The 26,736-nt window shown below is 39.1% G+C and carries 18 protein-coding genes and 1 tRNA gene; 14 read left to right on the top strand and 5 right to left on the bottom strand.

Annotated elements, in window-relative coordinates; genetic code table 11:
• Nucleotides 1–143: 143 nt before the first annotated feature.
• The 5 genes from G9H60_RS07060 to G9H60_RS07040 all read left to right on the top strand — a co-directional run bounded on the left by G9H60_RS07060 (nucleotide 144) and on the right by G9H60_RS07040 (nucleotide 7,038).
• Nucleotides 144–2,936: a type I restriction endonuclease subunit R gene (locus G9H60_RS07060; RefSeq protein WP_223143352.1), complete on the top strand. Its 2,793-nt coding sequence runs from the start codon at nucleotides 144–146 to the stop codon at nucleotides 2,934–2,936.
• Nucleotides 2,933–4,210 (top strand): restriction endonuclease subunit S, encoded by a 1,278-nt coding sequence (locus tag G9H60_RS07055; RefSeq protein ID WP_223143351.1) that lies wholly within the window; start codon nucleotides 2,933–2,935, stop codon nucleotides 4,208–4,210. Before G9H60_RS07060 ends, G9H60_RS07055 begins: the two co-directional genes overlap by 4 nt.
• 1 nt (nucleotide 4,211) lies before the next feature.
• Nucleotides 4,212–5,708: a class I SAM-dependent DNA methyltransferase gene (locus tag G9H60_RS07050; RefSeq protein ID WP_223143350.1), complete on the top strand. Its 1,497-nt coding sequence runs from the start codon at nucleotides 4,212–4,214 to the stop codon at nucleotides 5,706–5,708.
• 5 nt (nucleotides 5,709–5,713) lie between these two features.
• Nucleotides 5,714–6,649: a DUF4268 domain-containing protein gene (locus G9H60_RS07045; RefSeq protein ID WP_223143349.1), complete on the top strand. Its 936-nt coding sequence runs from the start codon at nucleotides 5,714–5,716 to the stop codon at nucleotides 6,647–6,649.
• A 182-nt stretch (nucleotides 6,650–6,831) separates the two neighbouring features.
• Nucleotides 6,832–7,038 (top strand): hypothetical protein, encoded by a 207-nt coding sequence (locus G9H60_RS07040; RefSeq protein ID WP_223143348.1) that lies wholly within the window; start codon nucleotides 6,832–6,834, stop codon nucleotides 7,036–7,038.
• Between the two features lie 22 nt (nucleotides 7,039–7,060).
• On the opposite strand, the gene G9H60_RS07035 is transcribed toward G9H60_RS07040, so the two are convergent.
• On the bottom strand, nucleotides 7,061–8,176 hold the full coding sequence (locus G9H60_RS07035) for a tyrosine-type recombinase/integrase (RefSeq protein WP_223143347.1): 1,116 nt from the start codon (nucleotides 8,174–8,176) through the stop codon (nucleotides 7,061–7,063).
• Between the two features lie 52 nt (nucleotides 8,177–8,228).
• Between G9H60_RS07035 and G9H60_RS07030 the strand changes: the two genes are divergently transcribed.
• From G9H60_RS07030 to G9H60_RS07020, 3 genes are all read left to right on the top strand, one after another.
• Nucleotides 8,229–8,300: transfer RNA gene (locus tag G9H60_RS07030), tRNA-Phe, on the top strand.
• A 218-nt stretch (nucleotides 8,301–8,518) separates the two neighbouring features.
• Complete coding sequence (locus G9H60_RS07025; protein ID WP_262899977.1) at nucleotides 8,519–9,466, top strand: sugar phosphate isomerase/epimerase family protein; 948 nt, start codon at nucleotides 8,519–8,521, stop codon at nucleotides 9,464–9,466.
• An 8-nt stretch (nucleotides 9,467–9,474) separates the two neighbouring features.
• Complete coding sequence (locus G9H60_RS07020) at nucleotides 9,475–11,892, top strand: glycoside hydrolase family 95 protein (RefSeq protein WP_262899976.1); 2,418 nt, start codon at nucleotides 9,475–9,477, stop codon at nucleotides 11,890–11,892.
• A gap of 123 nt (nucleotides 11,893–12,015) precedes the next feature.
• Here the strand turns inward: G9H60_RS07020 and G9H60_RS07015 are convergent, their stop codons facing one another.
• A complete protein-coding gene (locus G9H60_RS07015) occupies nucleotides 12,016–14,034 on the bottom strand; it encodes a TonB-dependent receptor plug domain-containing protein (protein WP_223143346.1) in 2,019 nt (672 codons plus the stop codon).
• Complete coding sequence (locus G9H60_RS07010; RefSeq protein WP_223143345.1) at nucleotides 14,024–16,486, bottom strand: bifunctional YncE family protein/alkaline phosphatase family protein; 2,463 nt, start codon at nucleotides 16,484–16,486, stop codon at nucleotides 14,024–14,026. The genes G9H60_RS07015 and G9H60_RS07010 overlap by 11 nt, the downstream gene beginning before the upstream one ends.
• A gap of 130 nt (nucleotides 16,487–16,616) precedes the next feature.
• Between G9H60_RS07010 and G9H60_RS07005 the strand changes: the two genes are divergently transcribed.
• Nucleotides 16,617–17,027 (top strand): GNAT family N-acetyltransferase, encoded by a 411-nt coding sequence (locus G9H60_RS07005; protein ID WP_223143344.1) that lies wholly within the window; start codon nucleotides 16,617–16,619, stop codon nucleotides 17,025–17,027.
• A gap of 2 nt (nucleotides 17,028–17,029) precedes the next feature.
• Here G9H60_RS07005 and G9H60_RS07000 read toward each other — a convergent pair whose 3' ends face one another.
• The gene (locus G9H60_RS07000) at nucleotides 17,030–18,769 is read right to left on the bottom strand and encodes a T9SS type A sorting domain-containing protein (RefSeq protein WP_223143343.1); all 1,740 of its coding nucleotides are present in this window, start codon (nucleotides 18,767–18,769) and stop codon (nucleotides 17,030–17,032) included.
• Between the two features lie 245 nt (nucleotides 18,770–19,014).
• Between G9H60_RS07000 and G9H60_RS06995 the strand changes: the two genes are divergently transcribed.
• The 5 genes from G9H60_RS06995 (at nucleotide 19,015) to G9H60_RS06975 (ending at nucleotide 25,874) form a co-directional block, all read left to right on the top strand.
• Complete coding sequence (locus G9H60_RS06995; RefSeq protein ID WP_223143342.1) at nucleotides 19,015–20,403, top strand: DUF6056 family protein; 1,389 nt, start codon at nucleotides 19,015–19,017, stop codon at nucleotides 20,401–20,403.
• 64 nt (nucleotides 20,404–20,467) lie between these two features.
• Complete coding sequence (locus G9H60_RS06990) at nucleotides 20,468–23,473, top strand: amidohydrolase family protein (RefSeq protein WP_223143341.1); 3,006 nt, start codon at nucleotides 20,468–20,470, stop codon at nucleotides 23,471–23,473.
• 11 nt (nucleotides 23,474–23,484) lie between these two features.
• Nucleotides 23,485–24,783, top strand: a complete 1,299-nt coding sequence (locus tag G9H60_RS06985) for an amidohydrolase family protein (RefSeq protein WP_223143340.1) — start codon at nucleotides 23,485–23,487, stop codon at nucleotides 24,781–24,783.
• 208 nt (nucleotides 24,784–24,991) lie between these two features.
• Nucleotides 24,992–25,198, top strand: coding sequence for a helix-turn-helix transcriptional regulator (locus tag G9H60_RS06980; RefSeq protein ID WP_109324460.1), 207 nt, complete (start codon nucleotides 24,992–24,994; stop codon nucleotides 25,196–25,198).
• A gap of 100 nt (nucleotides 25,199–25,298) precedes the next feature.
• On the top strand, nucleotides 25,299–25,874 hold the full coding sequence (locus tag G9H60_RS06975; RefSeq protein WP_223143339.1) for a hypothetical protein: 576 nt from the start codon (nucleotides 25,299–25,301) through the stop codon (nucleotides 25,872–25,874).
• Here the strand turns inward: G9H60_RS06975 and cysM are convergent.
• The gene (gene cysM / locus G9H60_RS06970; RefSeq protein ID WP_223143338.1) at nucleotides 25,860–26,735 is read right to left on the bottom strand and encodes a cysteine synthase CysM; all 876 of its coding nucleotides are present in this window, start codon (nucleotides 26,733–26,735) and stop codon (nucleotides 25,860–25,862) included. The genes G9H60_RS06975 and cysM overlap by 15 nt on opposite strands.
• Between the last annotated feature and the right edge of the window lies 1 nt (nucleotide 26,736).

Raw genomic sequence — 26,736 nt, 5'->3', positions numbered from 1 at the left:
ATTCACATATATTATAAATTTGGTTGTAACTTAGGCATAAGTACATCCTATAGGAATATGGCATGTACCTCTTAAACCTATTGCAGAAAAAGCCAGCTTGAAATAACCTGCGGTTAACTCTGCGTGACAATTGTGTTTGTAGTATGCTAATAAACCAGAACCCAGAGCAACAAGCTAGAGATAACATTGACAGGCAATTATTAGCCTGCGGTTGGCTTATTCAAGATAAGAAGACGCTTAACCTTGTAGCAGGGATAGGTGTAGCTGTACGTGAATACTCGACCAATGTAGGGCCAGCTGATTATGTGCTTTTTGTCAATCAAAAGCCTGTAGGTATAATTGAGGCCAAGCGTGAGGAGGAAGCAGTTAAGTTTTCCACCCATGAGAGTCAAATAGAAGACTATGCCAAGGCCAAGCTTAAGTTAATTGACCATCAACCACTACCTTTCCTATATCTGAGTACAGGTGTCCTGACAAAATTTTTGGATAGTCGAGATCCCAGCCCAAGGTTTAGGGAGGTATTTACTTTTCATAGGCCTGAAACCATGGCTAAATGGCTTAGAAAAGAGGCTTCTATTAGGAAACGTATGGCAGAGAATTTTCCTGCTTTAGACCCAACTGGCTTACGAGAATGCCAAATAGATGCCATTAACAACTTGGAGGCTTCCTTTAAGAAGAGTAAACCAAAGGCCTTGGTTCAAATGGCAACTGGCTCAGGAAAGACCTTTACGGCTATTACTTCTGTATATAGGTTACTCAAGCATGTCAAGGCAGAAAGGATATTATTTTTAGTAGACACAAAAAACCTTGGGGAGCAAGCTGAAGGAGAGTTTAGGAAATACCTTCCGCAGGATGACAACAGGCTATTCCCTGAATTGTATGGGGTTAGCAGATTAACCAGTTCATTTATTCCAGAGGATAGCCAAGTATATATTAGTACCATTCAGCGTTTATACAGCATATTAAAAGGTGTGGAACTTGATGAAAGTGCTGAACAAGATAACCCCAATGAGCAAAAGTCTTTTGCAAAGGAGGCATTACCTGTGGTGTACAGTGAAAAACTGCCAATTGAGTTCTTTGACTACATAGTGATTGATGAATGTCACCGAAGTATATATAACCTGTGGAAGCAAGTATTGGACTACTTTGATGCATTTCAAATAGGCTTGACAGCTACCCCTGATAACAGGACATTTGGTTACTTTAACCAGAATGTTGTATCAGACTATGGCTATGAAAAGGCTGTTATTGATGGGGTTTTAGTACCCTACAATGTGTATACCATAGAGACTCAAATTACCAAAAATGGTGCAGCCATCAAGATGGGCGAAATGGTGGATAAGCGGGAAAGGCTTACACGTAAGAAGTTCTGGGAAGCCATTGATGAAGATGTGGAGTATCACGGAAAACAGCTTGATAAGGACATAGTCAACCCAAGCACAATACGCACCATTATTAGGGAGGTAAAGACCCAACTTCCATCTATGTTTCCTGATAGGATTGACAGCAAAGGAGAATTTGAAGTGCCTAAGATGTTGATATTTGCTAAAACGGACAGCCATGCAGAAGACATTATTGACATAGTTCGGGGGGAGTTTGATCAAGGAAATGACTTTTGTAAGAAGATAACCTACCAAAGTAAGGAAGACCCCAAGACCATATTATCACAGTTTAGAAATGATTATTACCCCAGAATAGCTGTAACTGTAGACATGATTGCTACTGGTACAGACATCAGACCCTTGGAAGTTTTGCTTTTTATGCGTGATGTCAAGAGTCGAAGTTACTATGAACAAATGAAGGGTCGAGGGACGAGAACTTGTACGCTGGAGGAGTTGCGAGCTAAAGGTACACCATCTGCTAAGTTCAATAAGGACCATTTTGTTATCATTGATGCCATTGGAGTTGAGCAGTCTCAAAAGACGGATAGTAGGCCTTTGGAAAAAGCACCAACTGTTTCATTGAAGGAGGTGTTACAAAGAATAGCTGTGGGTGACAGAAGTGAGGAAATGATGTCTACATTAGCCAACAGGCTACTTAGGTTAGACAAGCAGATAAATGAGCACGAGAAGCAGTTATTTGAGGAAAAAGCAGAAGGTAAAGGTATTACAGAGGTTGTAAGGCAATTATTGTATGCACATGACCCAGATACCAAGGATTCTATCATGAAGAGTATTCTGGTATATAATCCCGGGATAGCACCTAAGCTGTTGGAAGAACAAGCAGAGAAACAGCATCAAGCCATTTTAGAACATGCTGTAGCTGTATTTCATAACCCCGAGCTAAGGGAGTTTATTGTGGATGTTCGTAAGAAGTATGACCAAATTATTGACTCAGTTAATATTGATACCGTTATTAACCAAGGCTGGGTAAAAGATAAGAAGGCGGAAGCAGAGCAGTTAATCATGGACTTTAAGACATGGATGCTGGAGCATAAAGATGAAATTACAGCCTTGCAGATATTCTATGATCAACCATACAGAAGAAGGGAGCTTACTTTTAAAATGCTGAAAGACTTGGCTGAACAGATTATTAGGAACAAGCCATTGATTGCCCCTCTAAGGGTATGGCAGGCTTATGAGCAATTGGAGGATGTAGCAGGTCAACCTAAAAATGAGCTAATAGCTTTAGTGTCTTTAATTAGAAGGGTCGCTGGCTTAGATACCACTTTGACAGCTTTTGACAAAACAGTGGACCAGAATTTTCAACAATGGGTGTGGAAGAAACATCAGGGTAATGCCACCAAGTTTACCCCAGAGCAGATGCAGTGGCTTCACCTTATTAAGGAGCATATTGCCACTAGTGTACACTTGGATGTGGAAGATTTGGATTTTACTCCATTTGACTCTTTGGGTGGAAGAGGTAAGCTTAGCCAGTTGTTTGGAGCAGATATGCAGGTAATTATTGAAGAACTAAATGATGTGTTGGTAGCATGATAGAGGAAAGTTTGCCTGATGGCTGGGAGCTTGTACATTTTGGTGATGTAATTGACATTATTAGTGGTAAAAACCAGAAAAATGTTGAGAGTAATAAAGGGCAATATCCAATATATGGTAGCGGAGGTGTAATGAGTAAAGCAGACCAGTATTTATGTGAAGCAGGGACAACAATAATTGGCAGAAAAGGCACTATTAACTCTCCAATTTATGTTAATGAAAGGTTCTGGAATGTGGATACAGCCTTTGGCCTTTCACCTTTTGGAGTGCATAAAAAGCTATTCTACTATTACTGTTTATTCTATAACTTTAAGAAGCTAGATAAAAGCACTACAATACCCAGTTTAGCAAAATCTGACTTGTTACAAATAGAGTTTCTCCTCCCACCCCTTGCAGAACAGCACCGAATTGTAGCCAAGATAGAAGAGCTTTTTAGTGAATTGGACAAGGGTGTTGATTTACTTAAAACAGCACAGCAACAACTTAAGGTATACAGACAATCTGTTTTAAAGTATGCCTTTGAGGGTAGGTTAACCAACCCTGATTTACCAGAAGGGGAGTTGCCAGAGGGGTGGGGTAAAAAAAGTGTGGAAAGTGTTTGTGAGCTACTTAATGGGTTTGCCTTTAAAAGCTCAGATTTCTTAACTTCTGGAATAAAGGTTGTTAAAATTTCCAACATAGGGTATTCACAGTTTTTGTATAAAGACCAACAATATCTACCTGAGTCATTTTTGTTAGCGCACAGTAAGTATATAATAAACAGTGGAGATCTCTTATTCGCGCTTACAAGGCCCATAACTAATAATACGACTAAAATTTGTTTCTACCCCAATAATGATTTGAGTGGTTTACTCAATCAGCGTGTTGCTTGCTTCAAGGATATTACTTGTCTGCCCAAATATATTTTCTATTTCTGTATGACTGAGGAATTCAAAAAAGCTATAAAGGCAAAGTTTACTGAAACCTTACAGCCAAACCTCTCCCCAAATGACCTAAAGAAAGTGTTGATCCCTATTCCAGAGTCGCTAAAATTACAGGCAGAAGTTATAAATGAAATAGAGTTCCGGCTTTCTGTTTGTGACAAGATAGAAGAAAGCCTAGAAGAGGGTCTACAACAAGCAGAAGCATTGCGGCAAAGTATACTTAAGAAAGCTTTTGAGGGTAAGTTGGTACCCCAAGACCCCAATGATGAGCCTGCCTCAGTACTTCTAGAGAAGATAAAGGCTGATAGAGCTGCCCTACAACCAGCGAAGACAACTAAAAAGGTAAAATAATATGAGCACAGAAGATAATAACACATCCAGCATTATTAGTAAGGTATGGAGTTTCTCCACAGTACTTAGAGATGATGGTGTAGGATATGGAGATTACCTAGAACAATTAACTTACCTGCTGTTTTTAAAAATGGCGGATGAGTTTAGTAAGCCTCCATATAATAGGCCATTACACATTCCAGCAGGCTATGATTGGCAGACATTGGTAGATAAGCGTGGTGCAGAATTAGAGGAGCATTACACTCAGACATTACGTGAGTTAGCTAATGCAAAGGGCTTCCTTGGACAGATATTTACCAAGAGTCAGAATAAGATACAAGACCCTGCCAAGCTCTTTAAGCTCATTGACATGATTGCCAAGGAGCAATGGAGCACCATGGGAGCCGATATTAAAGGTACAATTTATGAGGGTTTACTTGAAAAGAATGCACAAGATACAATAAGTGGTGCGGGTCAATACTTCACTCCAAGGGCATTAATTAGAGCCATGGTGGAATGTATTAGGCCAGAGCCTATGAAAACCATAGCAGACCCAGCATGTGGAACAGGTGGTTTTTTTCTAGCGGCTTATGACTTCATAGCCAACCCTGCCAATTATTCATTGGACAAGGAGCAGAAGCAGTTCCTCAAGATGAAGACCTTTTATGGCAATGAGATTGTAGCTAGCACCAGGAGATTGGCATTGATGAACCTTTTCTTACACAACATTGGTGACTTTGATGTAGACAGTCACATTAGCCCAGCTGATGCATTAATTTCTGACCCTGGGTACAAGGTAGATTACGTACTGGCTAACCCTCCATTTGGCAAGAAAAGTAGCATGACTTTTACTAATGAAGAGGGAGAGCAGGATTCAGAAGATTTGACCTACAATAGGCAAGACTTTTATGTGACAACAAGTAACAAGCAACTGAATTTCATGCAGCATATTAAGACCATGCTTAAAACAGATGGTAAAGCTGCAGTTGTACTTCCTGACAATGTCCTTTTTGAAGGGGGTGGTGGTGAAACTGTAAGGAAGAAATTATTGGAAAGCACCAATTTACACACCATACTTAGGTTACCAACTGGTATATTTTACAAACAAGGTGTAAAAGCTAATGTATTGTTTTTTGACAATAAGCCTACTACCAAAGACCCATGGACAAAGGAAGTATGGTTCTATGACTTTAGGACAAATATCCACTTCACGCTCAAGAAAAACCCTTTGAAGTTTGAAGACCTTAGAGACTTTATTACCTGCTATAACTCTGAAAATATCAGTAAGAGAGTTGAGACCTACCACCCTGAAACCAACCCTGAGGGAAGGTGGAGAAAGTTTACTTATCAGGAAATTGTGGAAAGGGATAAAACCAGCTTAGACATTACTTGGCTCAAGGACAAAAGTCTTACTGACTTAGACAACCTACCTGACCCAGATGTGTTGGCAGAAGAAATTATTGATAATCTTCAAGCAGGTATAGACAGCTTTAGGGAGATAATGTTGAGCTTAAAATAAGGCATATGACCATTAAACTTGCCCGAATTACCAAGGTAAATCCCCGAGAGGTCTGGAAACATGAGGCACTTGATTTCACCCAATGGCTTGCTAAGGATGAAAATATTGCTGTACTCTGTGAGGAACTTGAGTTGAACCTTGAAAATATAAAGCCTGAGGCAGCAGCAGGTAGATATAATGTTGACTTGGTGGCGGATGATATTGATACTAAGCGTAAAGTTATCATTGAAAATCAGCTAGAACCCACAGATCACAAGCACTTAGGGCAGATTCTTACTTATGCTTCCTCCTATGATGCAAGTGTTATCATTTGGGTGGTAACAGATTACACAGAGGAACACAGACAGGCCATTGACTGGTTTAACAGGAATATCAGTGAGAACATTAGTTTTTTCTTGGTACAGATAGAAGTGTATAAAATTGGTGAGTCTGACCCTGCACCCAAGTTTAACATTATTTGTGAGCCAAATAACTGGGGTAAGACACTTAAAAGCTCAGGCTCTGGTGATACCGTAAGTGCTACCAAGCTTCTACAAATGGAGTTTTGGGAAGGATTAAAGGAGTATGCCACAGCAAGAGGTTCAAAGGTAAATTTCTCACACTCTCCAAAGCCTAAGAATTGGTTTAATGTGTCCATTGGTTCAAGTAAGTGCCATGTGACTCTTACCTTAAATACCCAGAAACCCCATATTGGTTGTGAGTTGTTTATTATGAATGATAAGGCTTTATACAGCTCATTGTTTCAAAGTAAAGCAGAAATAGAAAAAGCTATTGGCCTTGAGCTAGAATGGAGAGAGTCCCCTGATAATAAGTCATCTGTTATACAAGTGACATTAAAGGGCAATCCTAAAGACCGCCAACATTGGAACAATTATTTTGAGTGGTGCACCAATACAGTTGAGGTATTTAGTAAAACCTTCAAGAGGTATATCTCAAACTAGGATGTAGAGGTTCTGTCATCAATATGAGTGTCATAATAGAGCCTTAAAAACCTGTCATGGTCACTTATGTATTTATCTGGTAGATGATCCATAAGTAACCTGAACAGCCACAGCTTAAATAGTTCTTCCTTATTAATAGGTATTCTATTTAGCACAGCTTTCCACTCATTAATGTCAAAAGCATGTTCAGACACCCAGTTGTCTTGAGTAAAATTTTGGCTATTGAAGTGATTATCAAAGGTCCTTTCATAACCCCAGAACTGGTATTGGGTATTTTGGGTATCATTATCAAAGGGGTTTTCTTCCTCTCCTTTGAAGTACTTAAACATGCTGTATTGATCCATAAGTACAGTTTCCGCTATTCAGCAAGTAATGTCTCACTTTTTTAGCTGAAAAAGAAGTCTGGCTACCTTAAAAATTAAGTTGGGGTAATTCGTCCAGTGTACCTACCTGCTCCATACCTAAACTACGTAAGTACTTTAAGCTTGTTAACATGGATTGGTGGGAGCATAATCTTTGTACTAAGTGTAGGTCTTTATCTCTTTTAAACACAGAGCAAACTGCTGTATGTCTGAATGAATAGAGAGTATGATATTGGGTAATAAAACCTTCTTTTAAAAGCTTGCTCTTTACTCTTGACCATGCAGTTGAGAAAAAGGACTCATTTAAGGGCACTAATTGATGTGTGAAAATATTATACTCACTAGGTAATTGGTCAACACCACCTTCCAATAGAAATATCCTGATGATGTCTGGGACAGGAACAGCTCTTACCCTCTTGGACTTATTCTCCCTGCCTGATAATATGAGTGTCTTTAGCTCTTCATCAAAATTTCCTCTCTTGAGTAGCCTAACTTCTTTGTGAGGTCTTAGGAGCATACAATACATAAATAATGAACACAGATACAGGCGCTTGTTTCCATTTTTTACCTTGACAAGCACATCTTCTAACTGGCTGTCAGTAAAAGCTTGATTATGTACAGCTTCAACTCTTTTGGTAGATGTACTTAAGGCTGGATTTTTTTCAATGATGCCTCTACTAACTAACTTACTGAAAACAGCCCCTAATGTTCTTCTTTTGATGGCATAATAGGCATTGGAAGAGTTATACCTTTTAAGGAATATTTCTATGGCCTCAGGGGTTAGAGCACTTATTTCAGAGGCTAACAAGTCTCTAGTTTGGCAGTACTCCAATAACTCCTTTATAACAATGGTACAGTCGCGGATGTACTTCTTAGAATATGCTGATTGGTGGTATTCTTGTACAAGGTTAGTAAACAGTTCTTCTATGTAATGCGTGACATGACCAGGTATCCAGCCATTTCTTAGTTCATCCTGTACTAGGGTCTCTAGCTTGATAAGTTCTTTGAATCTAGCCTTTGCTCCCCTTACCTGATTGGGGGTACAAGCCTTGCCAAATACTGAAGCATTATAAATTCTGTACCTTTTTTTATTGATGTAAAAGTACACATATGACCTCTTGGAAAGGTCTTCACTAAAAAAAATGGAAGTACTAGAAATTTTCATGTTTGACTCATATTTGACTCACTCAGGTGAAATATGAGCTAAAAGTGGCCTTAGAGCTTAATAGAGAGGGTAGAGCATCGGACTGAAAATCCGTGTGTCCCCGGTTCGAGTCCGGGCTCTACCACTTCAATTTTAGAAAGACCCTGACGAAAGTTAGGGTCTTTTTTTTTATCCAATATTAGGCTAGATTTGTTAATCATTGTCAAGATTTGCGGCAAGATTTTTGTTTAGGTTCACCCCTAGATTTGTCAACTTTTCAAAAGTTGACAAATCTAAGCCAAATGAATCAATTTTGAACGCAATTGATATAAGTAAACTGATTTTAACCTAGCTTAATAACCTATGAAAATGAGTCGTCGGGATTTATTGAAGGCATCGGGCACCACCGCAGGTATGGCCCTTGTTCCTCAGCTTTCTACCGCCCAAAATACCCCATCCAAAAACACATTCCGTTTAAGTTTGAACCTAAGTACCATCATGGGTCAAAACTTAGGTTTTATTAAAGAATTAGAAGTAGCATCTCAAGCTGGATTTAGATCCGTAGAAATTTGGATGCCAACCCTCGAAAAATATTTAGCGTCTGGAGGAACCATCGCTGATGCCAAAAAACGCATCGCAGACTTAGGTCTTACCATAGAAAATGCCATCGGATTTGCTCAATGGATTGTGGATGACAATACTACTCGGACGAAAGGCCTAGAGCAATTAAAGCGAGAAATGGGTTTATTAGCAGAACTAGGCTGTAAGCGTACTGCGGCACCCCCTATGGGTGCCACTGCTGAGCCAGGCTTGAATTTAAAAGCGGCTGCAGAACGATATAGAACTATTTTGGAATTAGGTGTGCAAATGAACGTCATTCCTCAATTAGAGATGTGGGGTCATTCCAAAAATTTACATCGTGTAGCTGATGTGCTTTTTGTGGCCGCTGAAAGTGGACATGCCAAAGCTCGATTGCTTTTGGATGTATTTCATATTTACAAAGGTGGTTCTAGTCATGAAAGCCTTCATTTGGTTGGCGAGAATTCCATTGATATTTTTCATATTAATGATTATGTCACAAGTATAAAACCAGATCAAATTAAAGATGCAGACCGTATCTATGCTGGTGATGGAGAAGCTCCCATTGATAAAATCGTACATGCTTTAAAGCCAAGTGCTCAGCCTGTAGTTCTTTCCTTAGAATTATTTAATAAGCAATTGTATGCTCAAGACCCTTTAGTTGTGGCTAAAACTGGTTTAGAAAAGATGAAAGCTGTAGTAAAACGAGTAAACGCTCAATATAAAGTATAAATACCTTCTTGAAAAAATTCAGTTTACTAGCAGCTCTTTTGTGTGGAATATCATTTGTACAATTAGCCGCAGAACCAACTACCAAATCCACTTCCCCAAAATTAAAACTTTGGTATAATAAGCCAGCTAAATATTTTGAAGAGGCATTGGTCTTGGGTAATGGTCGGATTGGAGCCACGGTTTATGGTGGTACCGATACCGATAAAATTCACCTAAACGATATCACACTTTGGTCTGGAGAGCCGATGGATCCATACATGAATCCACAAGCCTACAAACATCTTCCAGCCGTTCGAGAAGCTCTCAAGCAAGAAAATTATAAACTAGCCGATTCATTAGTCAAGAAACTTCAAGGTAAATTTTCAGAGTCCTATGCACCTTTGGGCGACTTATATATCGATTTTAAATCTAGTCAGGTAACGAATTATTACCGTGAGTTGGACTTGGAAAAGGCCATTGCTTCTGTCAAGTATGATGCAGGTAATCAAACCATTTCGAAAGAATATTTTGTGTCATATCCAGACAAAATTCTAGTGATTCACCTAAAAAGCTCTCAAGCAAAAGGGCTTAATTTTAGTGTAAGATTTGGCTCTCAATTGAAATATAAATCAAAATCTACCATCAATCACTTGCATTTTCAAGGGGTAGCTCCTGTGCGAGCAGAACCAAATTATGTTAGAAAAAAAGGGAATCCAATTATTTTTAAAGAAAATCAAGGAACTCGCTTTTCAGCCGATGTTTTATTACAATCCACTGATGGGCAAGTTGCTAGAACAGATAGTACAGTTAGTCTTTCCAATGCCACAGAAGCCACTATTTTGGTTTCATTAGCTACAAGTTTTAATGGGTTTGATAAAAACCCTCAAAGCCAAGGTCTAAATGATGATGCCATTGCACAAGAGCAATTGCAAGTGGCTAGTCGGAAAACCGTTGTGGAAATGCGTGCTAGACATATTCAAGACTATCAGCAATATTTCAAGCGAGTGAATCTTCGCTTAGGAGGCGAGCAGGCTCCTGAGCTCCCTACGGATGATCGCTTAAGAAGGTATGCCAAAGGTGAGAAAGACCCTTATTTAGAGACTTTATATTTCCAATTTGGTCGTTATTTATTGATTTCAAGTTCTCGGACTTTGGGTGTTCCTGCCAATTTACAAGGTCTTTGGAATCCGCATATCCAACCACCTTGGAGCAGTAATTATACCATGAATATCAATGCAGAGGAAAATTATTGGCTGGCAGAAAATACGAACTTGTCAGAAATGCATGCCCCTTTTTTAAGCTTCATTGAAAATTTAGAGAAAACAGGAAAAATTACAGCCAAGACTTTTTATGATGCTCCAGGTTGGACTGTGCATCATAACTCAGACATTTGGGCTATGACGAATCCCGTTGGCGACTTTGGGAATGGATCTCCAAGCTGGGCAAACTGGTATATGGGTGGTGCTTGGGCTGCTACTCATTTATGGGAACATTATAGCTTTACTAAGGATGATAAATTCTTGAAGGAAAAAGCTTATCCATTAATGAGAGGAGCAGCTGAGTTTTGTCTGGCCATGTTAATTCAAGATAAAAAAGGCAATTTGATTACCTCTCCTTCAACTTCTCCAGAAAACAGGTTCATCACACCAACGGGTTACCAAGGGGAAACCGCTTATGGGGGTGCTGCAGATTTGGCCATGATTCGTGAACTATTTCAAGATCTTATAGAAGCGGATAAAATATTAAAACAAGATGCATATTTTAGTCAACAGCTACAAGATGCCCTTAAAAAATTATATCCGTATCAAGTAGGTAAAAAAGGTAATTTACAAGAATGGTATTTTGATTGGGAAGATGTAGAACCTACCCACCGCCACCAAAGTCATTTATTTGGTTTGTTCCCTGGAACACATTTGACTGTCGAGAACACACCTGCATTAACCAATGCCGCCAAAAGGACCTTGGAAATAAAAGGTGATGAAACGACAGGATGGTCTAAAGGCTGGCGAATCAATTTATGGGCAAGGTTAAAAGATGGAAATCATGCCTATAAAATGTACCGTGAATTACTGAAATATGTAGAACCAGACGGAGTTAAGATTGAATACCGCCGCGGTGGGGGAACATATCCTAACCTGTTTGATGCTCATCCTCCTTTCCAAATAGATGGAAATTTTGGCGGCGCTGCTGCTGTGGCCGAGATGTTGGTACAATCTGATATGAACAAAATTTATTTACTTCCTGCAATTTCTGATGATTGGAAAGTGGAAGGGGAAGTTAAAGGACTAAAAGCAAGAGGGGGATTTGAAATTGATATGGCTTGGAAAAATGGCAAGGTTGTTCAGTTATACATCAAAAGTGTTCCGGGTGGAAAAACCACCTTATTTGTTAATGGTTCTTCCAAAGAAATTCAGATTGCTAAAGGGAAGAAAGTGAGAATTTTATAGGGAGAGAAGAATGTAGAATGTAGAGTTTTTCAGAAAAAGACTCACTTTCAAATGGGATTAATGAAGTTAACAGTTAAATGTAAATTAATTTTTCACTCCATTCTACATTCTACATTCTTCATTCTACATTAATACAAGAAACTGCGCCCAAACACTTCTACCAACTCCGTTGATGCCTGAACCATGCATGCGGTAATCCACATCACCCAGGTTTTGCAGTTGAAGACTCAATTGCCAATGCTTACGGGCATAAGTAGTTTGTAAATTCAAAATGCCCCAACCAGCTGTCCCCAAAGGATTCATTCGGTTGTCAGATTTATCCCCAGCACTTAGTCGTTCCTGACTTAGAGCAAACACATGTTCAACTTGGGAGGTAAATCGACCTGTTTGAATCAGGTATTGGATTGAGCCATGCAAAGGTGGAATTCGTCGCATAGGTTCATTTTGTGTCAAATTTTGACCGAAAACATAAGATATTTGCCCTTGCAAAGCACTTTTGGTATTGATTTTATACAATCCTGACCATTCTCCTCCAGCCAAATAGCTTTCTTCTACATTCCTTTTTTCATAGACAGGATAGCCTTGAATCAAATTGCTTGTTTTCACCCGGGTAATTAAATTACTAAGGCCCGTTCTGAAAACGGAAAGCTGTTGCCGAAAACGATAGTTTTCAAATTTATAACCCACTTCTAGATTCAAAGAATATTCAGGCTTTAATTGATAGGCCGGTTTTTCATACCTAAAATCAACAATACCAAGGCTTCCTAAATCATCCAAATTGGGTGAGCGAAAACCAGAACTGCTGGAAAGGTATAAGCTAGAGTTTGGACCAATGAAGCGACTTATACCTGCTGTATAAACCAATGCTTGATTTTGAACAATACTTAATCCCAAAGTCGTATCGGGTAAAGTAGCTTTTACTTGATGCCAACGCATTCCTAGTTCAAGTTGATACTGGTTCATCCGAATATGGTGCAATGTAAAAAGTGAGCTTTGCTCATAGGTAGATTGATCAGGATATAAGCCTCTCAAGGCTGTGGTTTTTTGTGTAGATTGATTGATATCTGCACGGGAACTACCCACCCAATCATGATATATCTCAAAGCCAGAGGTAGAAGACCAGTGTTTTGTCCATTGGCTCTCAACATCCAAACTGAAGCTTCGAGTATTCACTTGATCAGATTCTACTCGTAAGGTTGGACTTCCATTTTTCTGGGCTCTTCTATTCTCTACACTAGATTGAAAGGCCACAATTCCCGTAATTTTTTGTGCCCAAGCATGTAGAGTTCTAGCAGTACCTTTCCAATAAATTCGTTCATATTTTTGCTTTTCCATTTCATTAATGGCAAAGTTTTCTAAGACAATTTTATGGTAAACGGGTACATTATTTTGTAACATTTGTTGATAGCCTACTTCCCATTCAAATGTCTTACTTGCCTGATGTCTAAATTTAAACATGGAAGAACCCTCTTGATAGCCACTTGGGCTTTGTGCCCCTAATTGGTTGCCTCGAATTAAATCGCCAAATTTTTTGCTAGATCCCGATACCAATAAACTCCAGTTTTTTTGTCCATACATGATTTTCCCTTGATAGGCATTCTCCATGTCGCTACTAGCCCATCTTTTTTGAAGTCCTACTTGTAAAAGAGGCTTAGAGCTAAACTGAGGTTTTTGACTATACAAATGAACAACACCCGTTAAGGCATCTGATCCATACTGAACCGCCCCAGAACCCATGACACTTTCTACTCGCTCCAAGGTAAAGGGGTCAATTGTATTCAAATATTGATTTGGACCATATCGAAAAGTGGAATTGTTGAACCTTATTCCATCCAACATCAAAAGAGTTTGATTCCCTGTTAATCCCCTGACAAATAAAGATCCTCCGCCTTGATTTGTTTTTTGAAGAAAGATTCCTGGCATATTCATCAAAAGCTCTGGGCTTGTTCTAGCACCTTTTTGACGAATACTTGAATCTGTCCAGACTTGTGTTGAATAGGGGATTTGTAGAGCAGTTTGTGCTTTTCTACTCGCACTGACTACAATATTTTGTAAAGTGTCGCTAGCCGCCTTTTGGGCAAAAAGCGACACCCTTTGACTCACTAAAATCAGTAAAATAAAAACGCCAATCCTAATCTTCATCTTCCTCGTCCTCTTTCGTATTTAAAATGGCAGCTCTACGTGGTGCGGGCATTTCAGAATGTTCACCACGTACCGACTTCCAAATGATCTGGTTCAGCACCAAATCAGGGATAGCGTCTTCTTTTGAGAAATCCAATTTTTCACTGAGACGAGCACTAGCATTATCTGCTACGTTCTTTTCAAATATATCTACTTGTGGCGCTATATGCTGGAAAGGTCTAACATCCGCTTTTGATGTAAAGCATTTGTACATAGGCGTAGCGGCTGCATCATATTGACTCATTGGGGGAATGCCCAAAATCAATTCCATCGTTCTTAACATGGATGAAGTAGAATATGGGGTATGATCGACAAATCCACGTTTAACAAAACCTCCTGCTACATAGGCAGTGGTCCGGTGTGCATCCACGTGGTCAGAACCATTTTGAGCATCATCTTCTACAATAAATATGGCAGTTTCTTTCCAAATTTTGGATTGGGATAAATGCTCTACAAACAAGCCAATGGCATAGTCATTTTCCGCTACAAAGGCCGTAGGAGTGTAAGAACCTAATTTTTGTCCCTCCGTATGGTCATTGGGAAATCGTAAGGAATTGAAATGTGGAACTTGGTTTTTTGCTAATAAAACATCAAAATCTTTCTTCCAACGATTGAATCGAAGTGTATCCATGATTTTCTGATCGAAGGAAGGAAAATCTGGACAGAAATGGCCCGCAATAGAAGGAATATTAGGTTTGAAATCATCGGCAAATTCTCCATAAGTACGGTAAGAAACGCCGGCTTTTTTGCAGAAGTCCCAAATGAAACCATTTTTTGGATTTGCGATAGCTCTATTTCCTTCTCCATCATATTTACCACCTCTTCCACCATAACCTGTAGGCCAAGTCTTTTCTAAATAATCTGTCGCATGAGCAGATGTAGACCAATTGTGACCATCCGAACTTACTTCTCCATCCACATAAAAATTATCTAGCAAAACAAAGTCTTTCACTAGTTTATGTTGATTAGGCGTTACTTTTTCTCCAAATAACAGCAAGGATAAATCTCCATTTCCTCCTTTTACATCGGCTAATACCTGATCATAGGTACGATTCTCCTTTAGGATATAAAACACATATTTAATAGGTGACTTACCGCCGATCCTGGTAGGGATTGGATTCCCCTTTTCACCTTTTGCTTGAAGCTCAATCTGCTTATTGTAAGGGGTGTTGGTATATACCGCTTTGGACAAAATAGCTAATTCAGCACTATTGGGCTCTTGAAATAAGGACATGGTCCCTTTCATCAAACCTCCAATGTATTCTACCTTGGCTTTTTTCTCATTATCAGCTTGCTGATAAGTAACTTTTTGGATTTTAGCCATTGGGTTTGGCCCCTTTGGATTTGCAAAGGAGGAAAAGCCTTTACCATTGGCAACATAAACTGTTTTACCAATCACTTTCACAGCAGTGGGATACCAACCTACAGGAATGAAGCCCAGCGATTTTGATTTTCCAGGATTTTCAACTTCAAAAACCGCTAAACAGTTATTGTCGGCATTTGAAATATACAATCTCTCTTCATCTTCAGACAGAGCCAAGCCATTCGTGGAGGAACCCTCCAAAGCATTTGGGAATAGAGCGGCATTTAACACCTCAATGACCTGGTTGGTACGCGTATTAATGACAGATACCGAATTATCATTGGCATTGGCTACAAATAACGTGTTCCCGTTTTTAGTCAGTAGAATTTCATTGGGATGATCGCCAACGGGGATACCTTTATCAAAGCTTTTTGATTGACAATTGAAGGGTAAAATTTGCGCACCTCCCCAAATGGAGATGTATAATTTATCCTTTTTAGGGCTTAGTAAACAAGTAAATCCCTCAGCTGGTAAAGGAAAAGTATCTGTCACCTTATTCTCGCGAATATCTACCAAATACAGCTTGTTATTATCTTTAGAAACTACATATAATACCCCCCGCTCATCGTCTAAAGCCATTCCAGTAGGAGAGATGATGTCCTTAGCTTTTTCAGTGAGGGAAATAGAACCTTTAGCGATTAATTGTTTATTGCTTATTTCAAACTTCAGTACCTTATTATCATTTCCACCAGAAGCGTAAACAGTTTTATTGTCTGAAGAAATCGCCAATCCATACCAAGATTTTGCTACTTCAATACTGTGAACAACCTCATTGGATTGAACATCAATTAATTGTAAACTTTGAATGCTTTGTCCATTGTTGGTGGCTACCATCCATTGCTTATTAGCAGAAACAGCTAAATTTAAAGGTAAATCGCCTAGTGCCAATGATTTCCCATGAGGCGATAATTTCCATCCATTGGGAAGACGGACTCTCTTTTTCTGTAAATCTTGTTGTAATTTGCTCGTGCCTTGAGCGAATGAGTCATGACCCAATAATAAAGCGCAAGCTAAGCCCAAGCATAGGCTTTTAGAAAAATGGATTTTCATAGTGAAAGGTTTTGATGTCTCAATTTACAAGCATTTTTATATAAATGAATCTTGGTTTGATATTTTAATGATTTGGTAAAATAGTCTTCAACTAGGAAAAGTAGTTTTGAAGAAATTAAATGTTGATATAATGGTTATTACGTATAAAGAAAATCCTTCCATTTCCCTGGGGGAATTTATTGAAATTTTAGATAAGTCAACTTTAGGCCAAAGGAGACCTTTGGATGATTTGGCTGCCATGGAAATCATGTTAAACCATGCCAATGTATATGTGGGAGCTTATGATGGGGAGAAATTAATCGGTTTAGCCAGAGGTATGACGGATTTTGTATTTTCAACTTATCTAGCAGACTTAGCTGTAGATGAAGCCTATCAGCATCAAGGCATTGGAAAACAATTATTGAAAATAGCCAAAAACATGCATCCCCGAGCTAAATTAATTCTTTTAGCAGCCCCAGCTGCCAGAGAGTATTATCCTAAAATTGGAATGCAAAAACACGATTATTGCTTTTTCATCGATGATGTCAATGAAATACACTAGCACTATTTAACAACAGCTAATCGTTTGGTGATGGTGGAGCCATCTAATCCTGTAGTACTCAAGAAGTAATTGGCAGCAGGTAATTTGGACAAATCCACATCTTTAAAAAATACCGCTAGATAAGTGTCTTCAAAGACCACATTTCCCTTCATGTCATAAATTTTCAAGGTGCCTGTCGACATATTTTGCCAACGAATGGTGATTTTGTCAACAGCAGGATTAGGTCCAATACTGAATTCAAAGTTTTGGTCTAATCGAACAATGGGGATGGCAGAAAAAGCAAATGCTCTCATTCCAGCCTTGTTTCTAATAAATGGTCCAGGGAATGGGGATTTGTTAAAGGTATAAAACTCTCTAAAATAGTCGGGTAAATAACTGATGATCTCGCTGGGGTATTCTTGATTCAAATTCAGTATGACTTTGTTTCCCTCAACTTCAATGTTGTCGATGAATTTGGCGGCACTTACCGCATTAATCCCATCATAAAAGAAATTATCCTTCATGATTCGTTTCTGGGTTTTACCCGCAGGGTCTATAAAAGAGGTATCCGTAGGAGCGACCATCATTTGCCCCTGCTCAAATTCTAAATACAGTTTTCTAGTTTCTGTTTTCGATTTGAAATAGGCTTTAACTACGTTGGGGCTGTATACTTGTTTATCCCATGGTCGTTTATATACTTCAGCAGAAATAATTCTGAATAGCTCAAATCCGCTTTGTCTATAGCCCTCATTTCCATAGTGAAGCCCATCAAATTGTTTGGTTCCTACCGTAGCAAAAGACTTGACATACAGGTCATTGGTGTATTGTGCACGTTGGTTTTCACGCACCAATGCGGCCGGGGAATATTGAAATTCATATACGTTGGTTTGTGGACAAAAAACGTATTTGGCACTGGGGAAGAACTTTTTGTATTTGGTTTTTAACTGGTCAAATTTCCACCACCAATCAAATGGGCTACCTACAGGAAGAGTCGATTCCGCTTCCCCTTGTCGGTATATGATGGCCTGAACCTTGTCTAACACCCCTGCTTTCGTGGCTTTATAGAGCATGATGTTGCCACCATATGGCGCCTTCAAATCTCCGTCTAATATCAAATGGAAATCAATAGCTGAACCACCTGCCGCTGAATTGATGAAACAAAATGGAATTTTTTCGGATTCGATTAAGTATTTGGCTATTTCTGAAACCCAAGGACCCACCCGTGCTTTATCAGTAGCAAGCGACCAGAGCGTATCCGCTAAATTATAGGGACCGTAATTGTCGGAACCTTGCACTGCACCAAAAGACCGTAAATATTCTCCTTGAAAAACTTTATCGTCAATGGGCCCAATCCAGGCATTCGATTGACCACTGACTAAAAAGGCATCACCCGCTACGATGTTTTTTCTTTTAACTACTAAACTCGAATCCAGTCCAACAAACTGGTAGATTTCCAAATCATATTCGGCTAGTTCGGCATTGATGGCTAGGTTGTTTTTATAAGGATTGTTGGCTGTAACCGCACTTTTGACATATTTAAATAAGCTACCATTGCGTAAAACTTTAACCGAAACGGCCGTTACGGATTTATTGGTAATATCCGCCGCAATGACGATATCCGCTTTGTTTTTATCGTCTCTTGGATAAAAATGGTAGTTCTGAGGTAATTTATTGAATACAAAATCGCCAATTTTCTGTGCACTCAATTCTGTCTGGAAACCTAAACTTAAGAGGCAACAAAAAATTAAAATTCGATGAATCATGGATTTGCTTTTTCTTTTCCTAGCTGAAAATTTCTGACAAATATATTTAGGAAACCAAGTACAAGGTATCAATATTTTTAAATTTATTCATTCCTTTCAATTCAATAGCTCATTAAATTATTTGCAAAAGAAGGAAGAGAATCCGTATTTCTTCAGGAGATTCCTTCAGACTAGGGTCTAATTTTTTTATTTTTTCTGCGTATTTTTAACCTTTCCCTTTCCAAAATAGGGTTCTTTATACCATCATGATGCCAAATTCCATAACTCCAAAGACCGATGTGAAATCTTATATCCTGCTTCTTTTAGGATTGGTATTTTGGGGAATGATGGCCTATTTAATGGGAAGTATGGCTATCGCCAATGGACCCAATATCACAGATGATTTTTGTTTTGCTTGGGTAGGGAAGGAATATGGAATCTTTGGAGGCGCTTACCAATATTACATTGGCTGGAGTGGCCGTTTCTTCGGTAATGTAATCTTGCACTTAAATCCATTAATCTTTAGTCCTGATTTTGGGTATTTTAAATGGGGTACTTGGATAGTTATGGCCTTGAGTTTGGCCAATACGCTCTATTTGTCGAAAAACATTTTTCAAAAACCTTGGTGGAATCCTACCGTATTGTGGAGCGCACTTATTTTTCAAGCCATAGGTTGGTACACCATTCCAGGATTTTATGAATGGTATTTTTGGTTTTCGGGGCTTTTTTATCCTTTATCCTTCCAATTAGTCATTTTATTCTTCAACCTCTATTATTTTGAAAAAGCTAAGTGGATTCGGTTTTTCATTTTGCCTCTTGTTCTATTTCTTTTGATCGGAAGCAGTGAAATTACCATGATATTCTTCTCGGCCGTTTTTGGCTGCCTGCAACTCTATCGAGTCATCCAAAATAGACGCATCGAGCCAGAGCTTTGGATTTTGGGAATTGTCTGGGTGATTGCTTTGGCCTTGGTAATTTTGGCTCCCGGGAACGCAATTCGTGCCACCAAGCACATTGCTTTACTGGATGGATTAGTTGAAGCTGCTAAGAATGCCATGCATCAGTTCTATTTGTTTTTAAAAGAGCCCTTATTTTGGCTCATGAATATTTGGATTCTTTTATTTGGAACAGGAAAAAAACAAGAGTATCCTGTGTCTTGGCCACTTTTTTTAGGACTTTTCGGCATTTTGGTTCTAGGCTATTACCTTAGTTTTTTGCCGATTTCTTTAGCTTTAGACGAAACAGGCATTCCCAACCGTACTCTGAGTCTATTGTTCATGTATTTATTAATGGGCTCTAGTTTTTTGAGTTTTGTTCTACATCAAAAATTGGCTTGGTCCCTCCCTAGTAAAGCTCATTTTCCTGTTCAGCTAATCATCATGTTTATGATTTTGCCCAACATGCATTTTAGTAAAAGTGCCCATTTGATGGCTACAGAAATTAGCTCAGGTACTGCATTACAATTCGCGAAGGAACAAAAAGCTAGGTTTTTGGCGCTTCAAGAAAATAAGGACGAATTGGTTGAGATACCAGCCATACAAACAAAATCTGCTTTCTTATTTAATGAGGAAATTTCTACTGATTCTAGTCATTTGTGGTGTAAATGCATCGCCAAGTATTACGACAAAAAGCATGTTCGACTAAAAAACAATTAAATGATAAATCAGGTTAAAAAAAGCCTACCAGTGATTACCTTTAAAATTCATTAACAAACTTACCATGAAACACTTTTTTACTCTTGGGGCTTTAGCGCTCATGTGGGTCATCCGAATTCCGTTGCTGGCCCAAATTACCTACCCTGTAAATGATGTTGCCAATCCCCGACAGGGATATTATGCCTTTACGCATGCGACCATCGTGAAGGATTCTAAAACAACGCTAACTGATGCTACACTAATTATTCGTCAGGGAAAGATTGAACAAGTAGGAAGCAATATTGCTATTCCAAAAGAAGCGGTCGTTTTAGATTGTCAAGGTAAATATATCTATCCTTCATTTATAGATATGTACAGTGACTATGGAACTCCTGCCATGGGAAGTGGTGGTTCAAATTTTCGTAGTCCTTCTCAGATGCTCTCCAATACCAAAGGTCCCTATTCATGGAATCAGGCTTTGAAATCGGAATTGGCTCATGTGAAAATGTTCAATGTGAATGAGACTAAAGCTAAAGAATTAAGACAATCAGGTTTTGGTGTTGTTTTAACTCACCAAATGGATGGAATTTCAAGAGGAGCGGGGACCCTTGTTACCTTAGCCAATCAGAAAGAGAATTTAGTAATTCTAAAAGAAAAAGCCTCTGCTCATTATTCATTCAGCAAAGGCTCGTCTACCCAAGATTATCCAACCTCGCTGATGGGGAGTGTGGCTCTACTCAGGCAGAATTTCTTGGATGCCAAATGGTATAAATCGAAACCATCTAAGGAAGGAGTTAATTTGAGTTTATCATCCTTTAATGAGAACTTATCCTTGCCTCAAATTTTTGAAGTAAGTGATAAATGGTCTGTCTTACGTGCTGATAAAATTGGAGATGAATTTGGGGTACAATATATCATTAAGGCGGCTGGTGATGAATACCAACGAATTGAAGATATTAAGTCAACAAAAGCAAGCTTCATTTTGCCCTTGGCTTTTCCTCAAGCGATGGATTTGGAAGACCCTACTGATGCCCGTTTTGTTAACGTGGCCGAATTAAAGCATTGGGAATTAGCCCCAACTAATCCAGCTACTTTCGAAAAGGCGGGAATTCCATTTGCTATCACTGCACATGGATTGAAAGAGTCAACGTCTTTCTTAACAAACTTGAAAAAGGCCATTCAAATGGGACTTTCCGAGCAAAGAGCAATGGATGCACTAACCACAAGTCCAGCGCAGCTTTTAGGTGTTGCGGATCAGGTTGGAACTTTGGAAGCAGGGAAATTGGCGAATTTTCTCATAACTACTGGTCCTATTTTCCAAGATAAAACACAAATTGTGGAAAACTGGGTACAAGGAAATGGTTATGGAGTACAAATAGATGCTTGGTCCAATCTATCAGGGAAATATGCATTTCAATTAGGCTCAGAGAAATATACCTTAGTGGTTAAAGCAGATTTTAAAGCAACTTTACAAGGTGCTGATACCATTCAGGTAGAACTGAGCCAAAAAGATCAATTGGTCAATTTAGTATTCTCTAAAAAAGGTGAAGCTGGAAAACGTGTTCGTTTGACAGGAACACAGCAAGGTGCCAATTGGTTAGGAACAGGACAATTAGCTTCAGGGGATTGGGTTAGTTGGAAAGCAACTCGTGAGGGTGCTTCGGAAGAAAGTAAATCAGATAAAAAGGAAAAGAAAGCAGAAGAGGAAGCCTTAGGTGCTTTGGTGTACCCTTTCAATGGATTTGGCCAAAAAAGTATGCCAAAACAAGAAACTATTTTGATTAAAAATACCACAGTTTGGACCAATGAAAAACAAGGAATTCTGAAAGAAACGGATGTTTTGGTGAAGAATGGGAAAATCGTTTCAGTAGGGAAAAACCTTAAAGATGCTTCAGCTAAAGTAATCGATGGAACCAATAAGCATGTTACTGCAGGAATCATTGATGAGCATTCACACGTGGCTGCTGCTGGAGGCATAAATGAATGTTCCCAGTCAGTAACCGCTGAGGTGCGAGTAGCCGATGTGATTGACCCAGAAGATGTGGACATTTACAGACAATTAAGCGGAGGCGTGACTAGTAGTCATATTTTACATGGAAGTTGTAATACCATAGGTGGTCAAACCCAATTAATTAAGTTTCGTTGGGGACAAAATGCGGAGCAAATGAAGTTTGCCAATTGGGATCCTTTCATCAAATTCGCTTTGGGAGAAAATGTGAAACGTTCTTATAATACAAGCAACAACCGTTTTCCAGATACTAGAATGGGCGTGGAGCAAGTTTTGGTAGATGCATTTACCCGCGCTAGAGAATATGAAAAATTAGGACCAGGCAAGCGAATTGATTTGGAATTGGAAACCTTATTGGAAATTCTAAATAAAAAGCGATTCATCACCTGTCACTCCTATGTGCAGAGTGAAATTAATTCCATGATGAAAGTGGCAGAAAGCTTTAATTTCTCCGTAAACACGTTTACCCACATTTTGGAAGGCTATAAAGTAGCAGACAAAATGAAACAGCATGGGGCTAATGCTTCTACTTTCAGTGATTGGTGGAATTATAAAATGGAAGTTCTGGATGCCATTCCTCAAAATGCCTTTTTAATGCAGAAAAATGGGGTTAATGTAGCCATCAATTCGGATGATGCTGAAATGGCTCGTCGATTGAATCAAGAAGCTGCGAAGTCCGTGAAATATGCAGGTATGAGTGAGGAAGATGCTTTGAAAATGGTCACATTGAATCCAGCTAAAATGCTGCATGTGGCTGACCGTGTAGGCAGTATTAAGGAAGGGAAGGATGCGGATTTAGTACTTTGGTCGGCACATCCTTTAAGCATTTATGCCAAATCTGAAAAGACGATAGTGGATGGCATGATTGTATTTGACCGCGAATTGGACGCTACATTACAAGCTAATTTGAAAGCTGAGAAACAGCGTTTGGTTCAAAAAATGGCAAATGCTAAAAAAGGAGGAGCAAGTACTCGCCCGGCGGCACCCACTTTCAAGGAATTGAATAATTGCGAAGAAGATCACCAACACGACAAAAGTCTTTGGGAGCGTATCCAATCACGCATGGTATTGACTGAAAATTAATCGACATCAACATGAAAAAAATATTCATAGCTATACTTAGTATGATTTCCCTAGGGCTTCAGGCTCAGGAAACCATGCACCCGTCTCCTGCACAGACAAAGAAAATTGTCATTACTGGAGCAAGCATTCACGTAGGAAATGGCCAAGTGATTGAGAAAAGTAATTTGATCATTGAAAAGGGGAAAATGAAAATTGAAACGTCAAATCCTAGTTTAGGAGCTGATGTGGAACACATCGATGCTACTGGTAAGCACATCTATCCAGGAATCATTGCTCCCAATACTAATTTAGGTTTGGTAGAAGTTAGTTCTACCCGAGCAACCGTAGACTACGTTGAATTAGGGGATATTCATCCCAATGTTCGTTCATTGGTGGCCTACAATACAGATAGTAAAGTAATCAATACTTTACGTACCAACGGTGTTTTATTGGCGCAGATCGTTCCTCAGGGAGGTTTAATTTCAGGAAGCTCAAGCGTTGTCCAATTGGATGCTTGGAACTGGGAAGATGCAGCTTATTTGGTTGACGAGGGGATTCATATGACTATGCCTGCTCTAATTAATCGCCCAAGTAATACGCGTCGTGGAAATTTACCTGGAGGTGATCCTGTAAGGGCAGGATTGGCGAGAATTGAACAGGCCAAAGGCTTCTTTAGAGAAGCGAAAGCTTATTTAAATGAAAAGACTCATGCTGAAGTTAATTTGAAATTTGAAGCGGTGAAGGGCCTATTTGATCGTAGTCAATCTTTGTACATTCATTGTGATTTAGTCAAGGAAATGTTGGCCGCCATCGAGTTGAATAAGGAATTCAATTTCAAATTGGTGATTGCAGGTGGGGCAGATAGTTGGATGATAGCCGATATTTTGAAGGAAAATCAAGTGAGTGTGATTCTTTCAGAGCCACATAGTTTACCTGCTACGGAGGATGATGCTGTGGATCAACCATATAAAACGGGTGCCATGTTATATAAAGCAGGCGTTTTGGTTAGTATTAGTCAAGATTCTGGTGACGGTTATACCCAACAACGGAATTTGCCTTTTATGGCAGGAACTTTAGCAGCTTATGGTTTGACAAAAGAGGAGGCACTACAGGTTATCACGCTCAATCCTGCTAAGATTTTGGGAATAGATAAGAGAACAGGGAGTATCGAAAATGGAAAAGATGCCAATATCCTAATTTGCCAAGGTGATTTATTGGATATGAAATCCAGTGTTTTGAGCCATGCTTTTATCCAAGGTCGAGCGGTAGATTTACAAAACAAACATACTCAATTGTTTGAGCGCTATAAATATAAATATCAAATCAAGTAATGATCGGGCCTGTGATCTTTTGACACAGGCCTTTTTTTTGATTTTACTACTAAGCCTGAAATTCTCTTTTCAGGCTATATTTTTGCATAATAAGTAGGGCCAATATCAAAAAAATCATAAAATAGGATATTTTTTTTGATGGCATTTGTAAATTATACTTCAATTCGAAACATTTGAATTAATAAGTATCACCTAACCAATTAATAGTATGAAAACCAAACATTTATTCTCTGTGGCTTTGATCAAATCAAGGCAATCTTTGCAACTCACCCAACAACAAGTCGCCAGTGCAGTAGGAGTAAGCCAAAGCGCTTACAATTATTGGGAATCTGGTAAACATTATCCTAACGCGACTAAGATTTTTCAATTGACCAAAGTGCTCAAAATTCCTTTGGAAGAAGTGATGGCCAGTTGAACAATATCCAGAATAAGCCGGTTTTTCAAAAGCCGGCTTTTCTATTTCATATTTAGGGATTATCCGTACCTTTATACCACCATCAAACAACGTTCTTGTTTTGAGAAACTCTAATTTATATACCCGTCAATTTGTACCATTATTCTGTTTATTGACAGGCTTATTATTTATTTCATGTGCTGATACGGCAAATACGAGTCCCAAAAACACCTATTTCGCTTGGGCGGACTTACTCAATTCTCACATTAAATCGTTTGAATTAACTAAGCCTAAAGTACATAAAACCGTATTTTTGGACGGAGTTAAAGAAGTAAAAGTGGTGTCTGATATAGATTGGAATAAAGAATGGTCACTTTTCTTAGAAGCTGATTTGAATAAACCAGCCTTTGAAAAAAGCTATGATAATCTTTCAGAACCTGATTTGATTTGGTATTCCTTGAAATTAGGAGAGAGTTTGCCAGTTAAGAAATTCATGGTTCATATGGATGAACTCAACAGACCTACTCGAGTGGAGATTGAGGTATCTCAAAAAAATTTCCTATTTGAAACCAGCAAAAACATGCACATGACTTTTTCAGACGGCCATGTGCAAACATATTACATTGAAGGAAGTCAAAAATTGCGCTGGGGGAAACCCACGCATTATAAGCTTTTGGGAGTATTACTCTCCAAATAGATTACTGGAAAGGTATCGGTCACCTCGATCGCATATAATGCAAACAATGACTCCTTCCTTTAATTCCTCGGCCAAACGAATACTGGCAGCTACTGCTCCACCACTGCTCATACCTCCAAAAACCCCTTCTATTTTAGCTAGTTTTCTAGTCATAGCCACAGCCTCATCTTCAGAGATGTCCATGATACGGTCTACACGTTCAGGTTGGTAAATTTTTGGACGGTAAGCTTCAGGCCAGCGACGAATCCCTGGTATGGAAGAACCCTCAGTAGGCTGGCAACCGACTATTTGAATGTTGGGATTTTGCTCTTTTAAAAACATGGAAGTTCCCATGATAGTACCTGTGGTACCCATTGAACTTACAAAATGAGTAATTTCTCCCTGTGTATCTCGATAAATTTCTGGACCCGTGCTTTTGTAGTGGGCCAAATAATTATCGGGATTTTCGAATTGATTTAATAGAATATATTCACCTGTGGCAGCCTTAGCCACGGCATAATCTCTAGCTTCTTCTATACTTTTGGTTAGGGTAACTTTCGCTCCAAACGCTTCCATCGTTAGCACTCGCTCACGCGTAGAATTTGCGGGCATAGCTAATTCAATTTCCAATTGATACAAGCAAGCAATCATGGCTAAGGCAATACCTGTGTTTCCAGAGGTAGCCTCTATGAGCTTCATACCGGGTTGTATATCTCCTCGTTTAAGCGCCGACTCAATCATGTTTTTCGCCGCCCGATCTTTTACTGAACCCCCAGGATTGTTACCTTCAAGCTTACCATAAATGCGCACATTTTTATTGCTGTGCAATTTATTTAATTCTACCAAAGGGGTATTCCCAACTAAGTCTAATAGCGTGCTCATG

This window comes from Aquirufa aurantiipilula (assembly GCF_019923745.1).
GTDB classification, from domain to species: Bacteria; Bacteroidota; Bacteroidia; order Cytophagales; family Spirosomataceae; genus Aquirufa; species Aquirufa aurantiipilula.
This window is presented reverse-complemented; position numbering and strand designations above follow the sequence as displayed.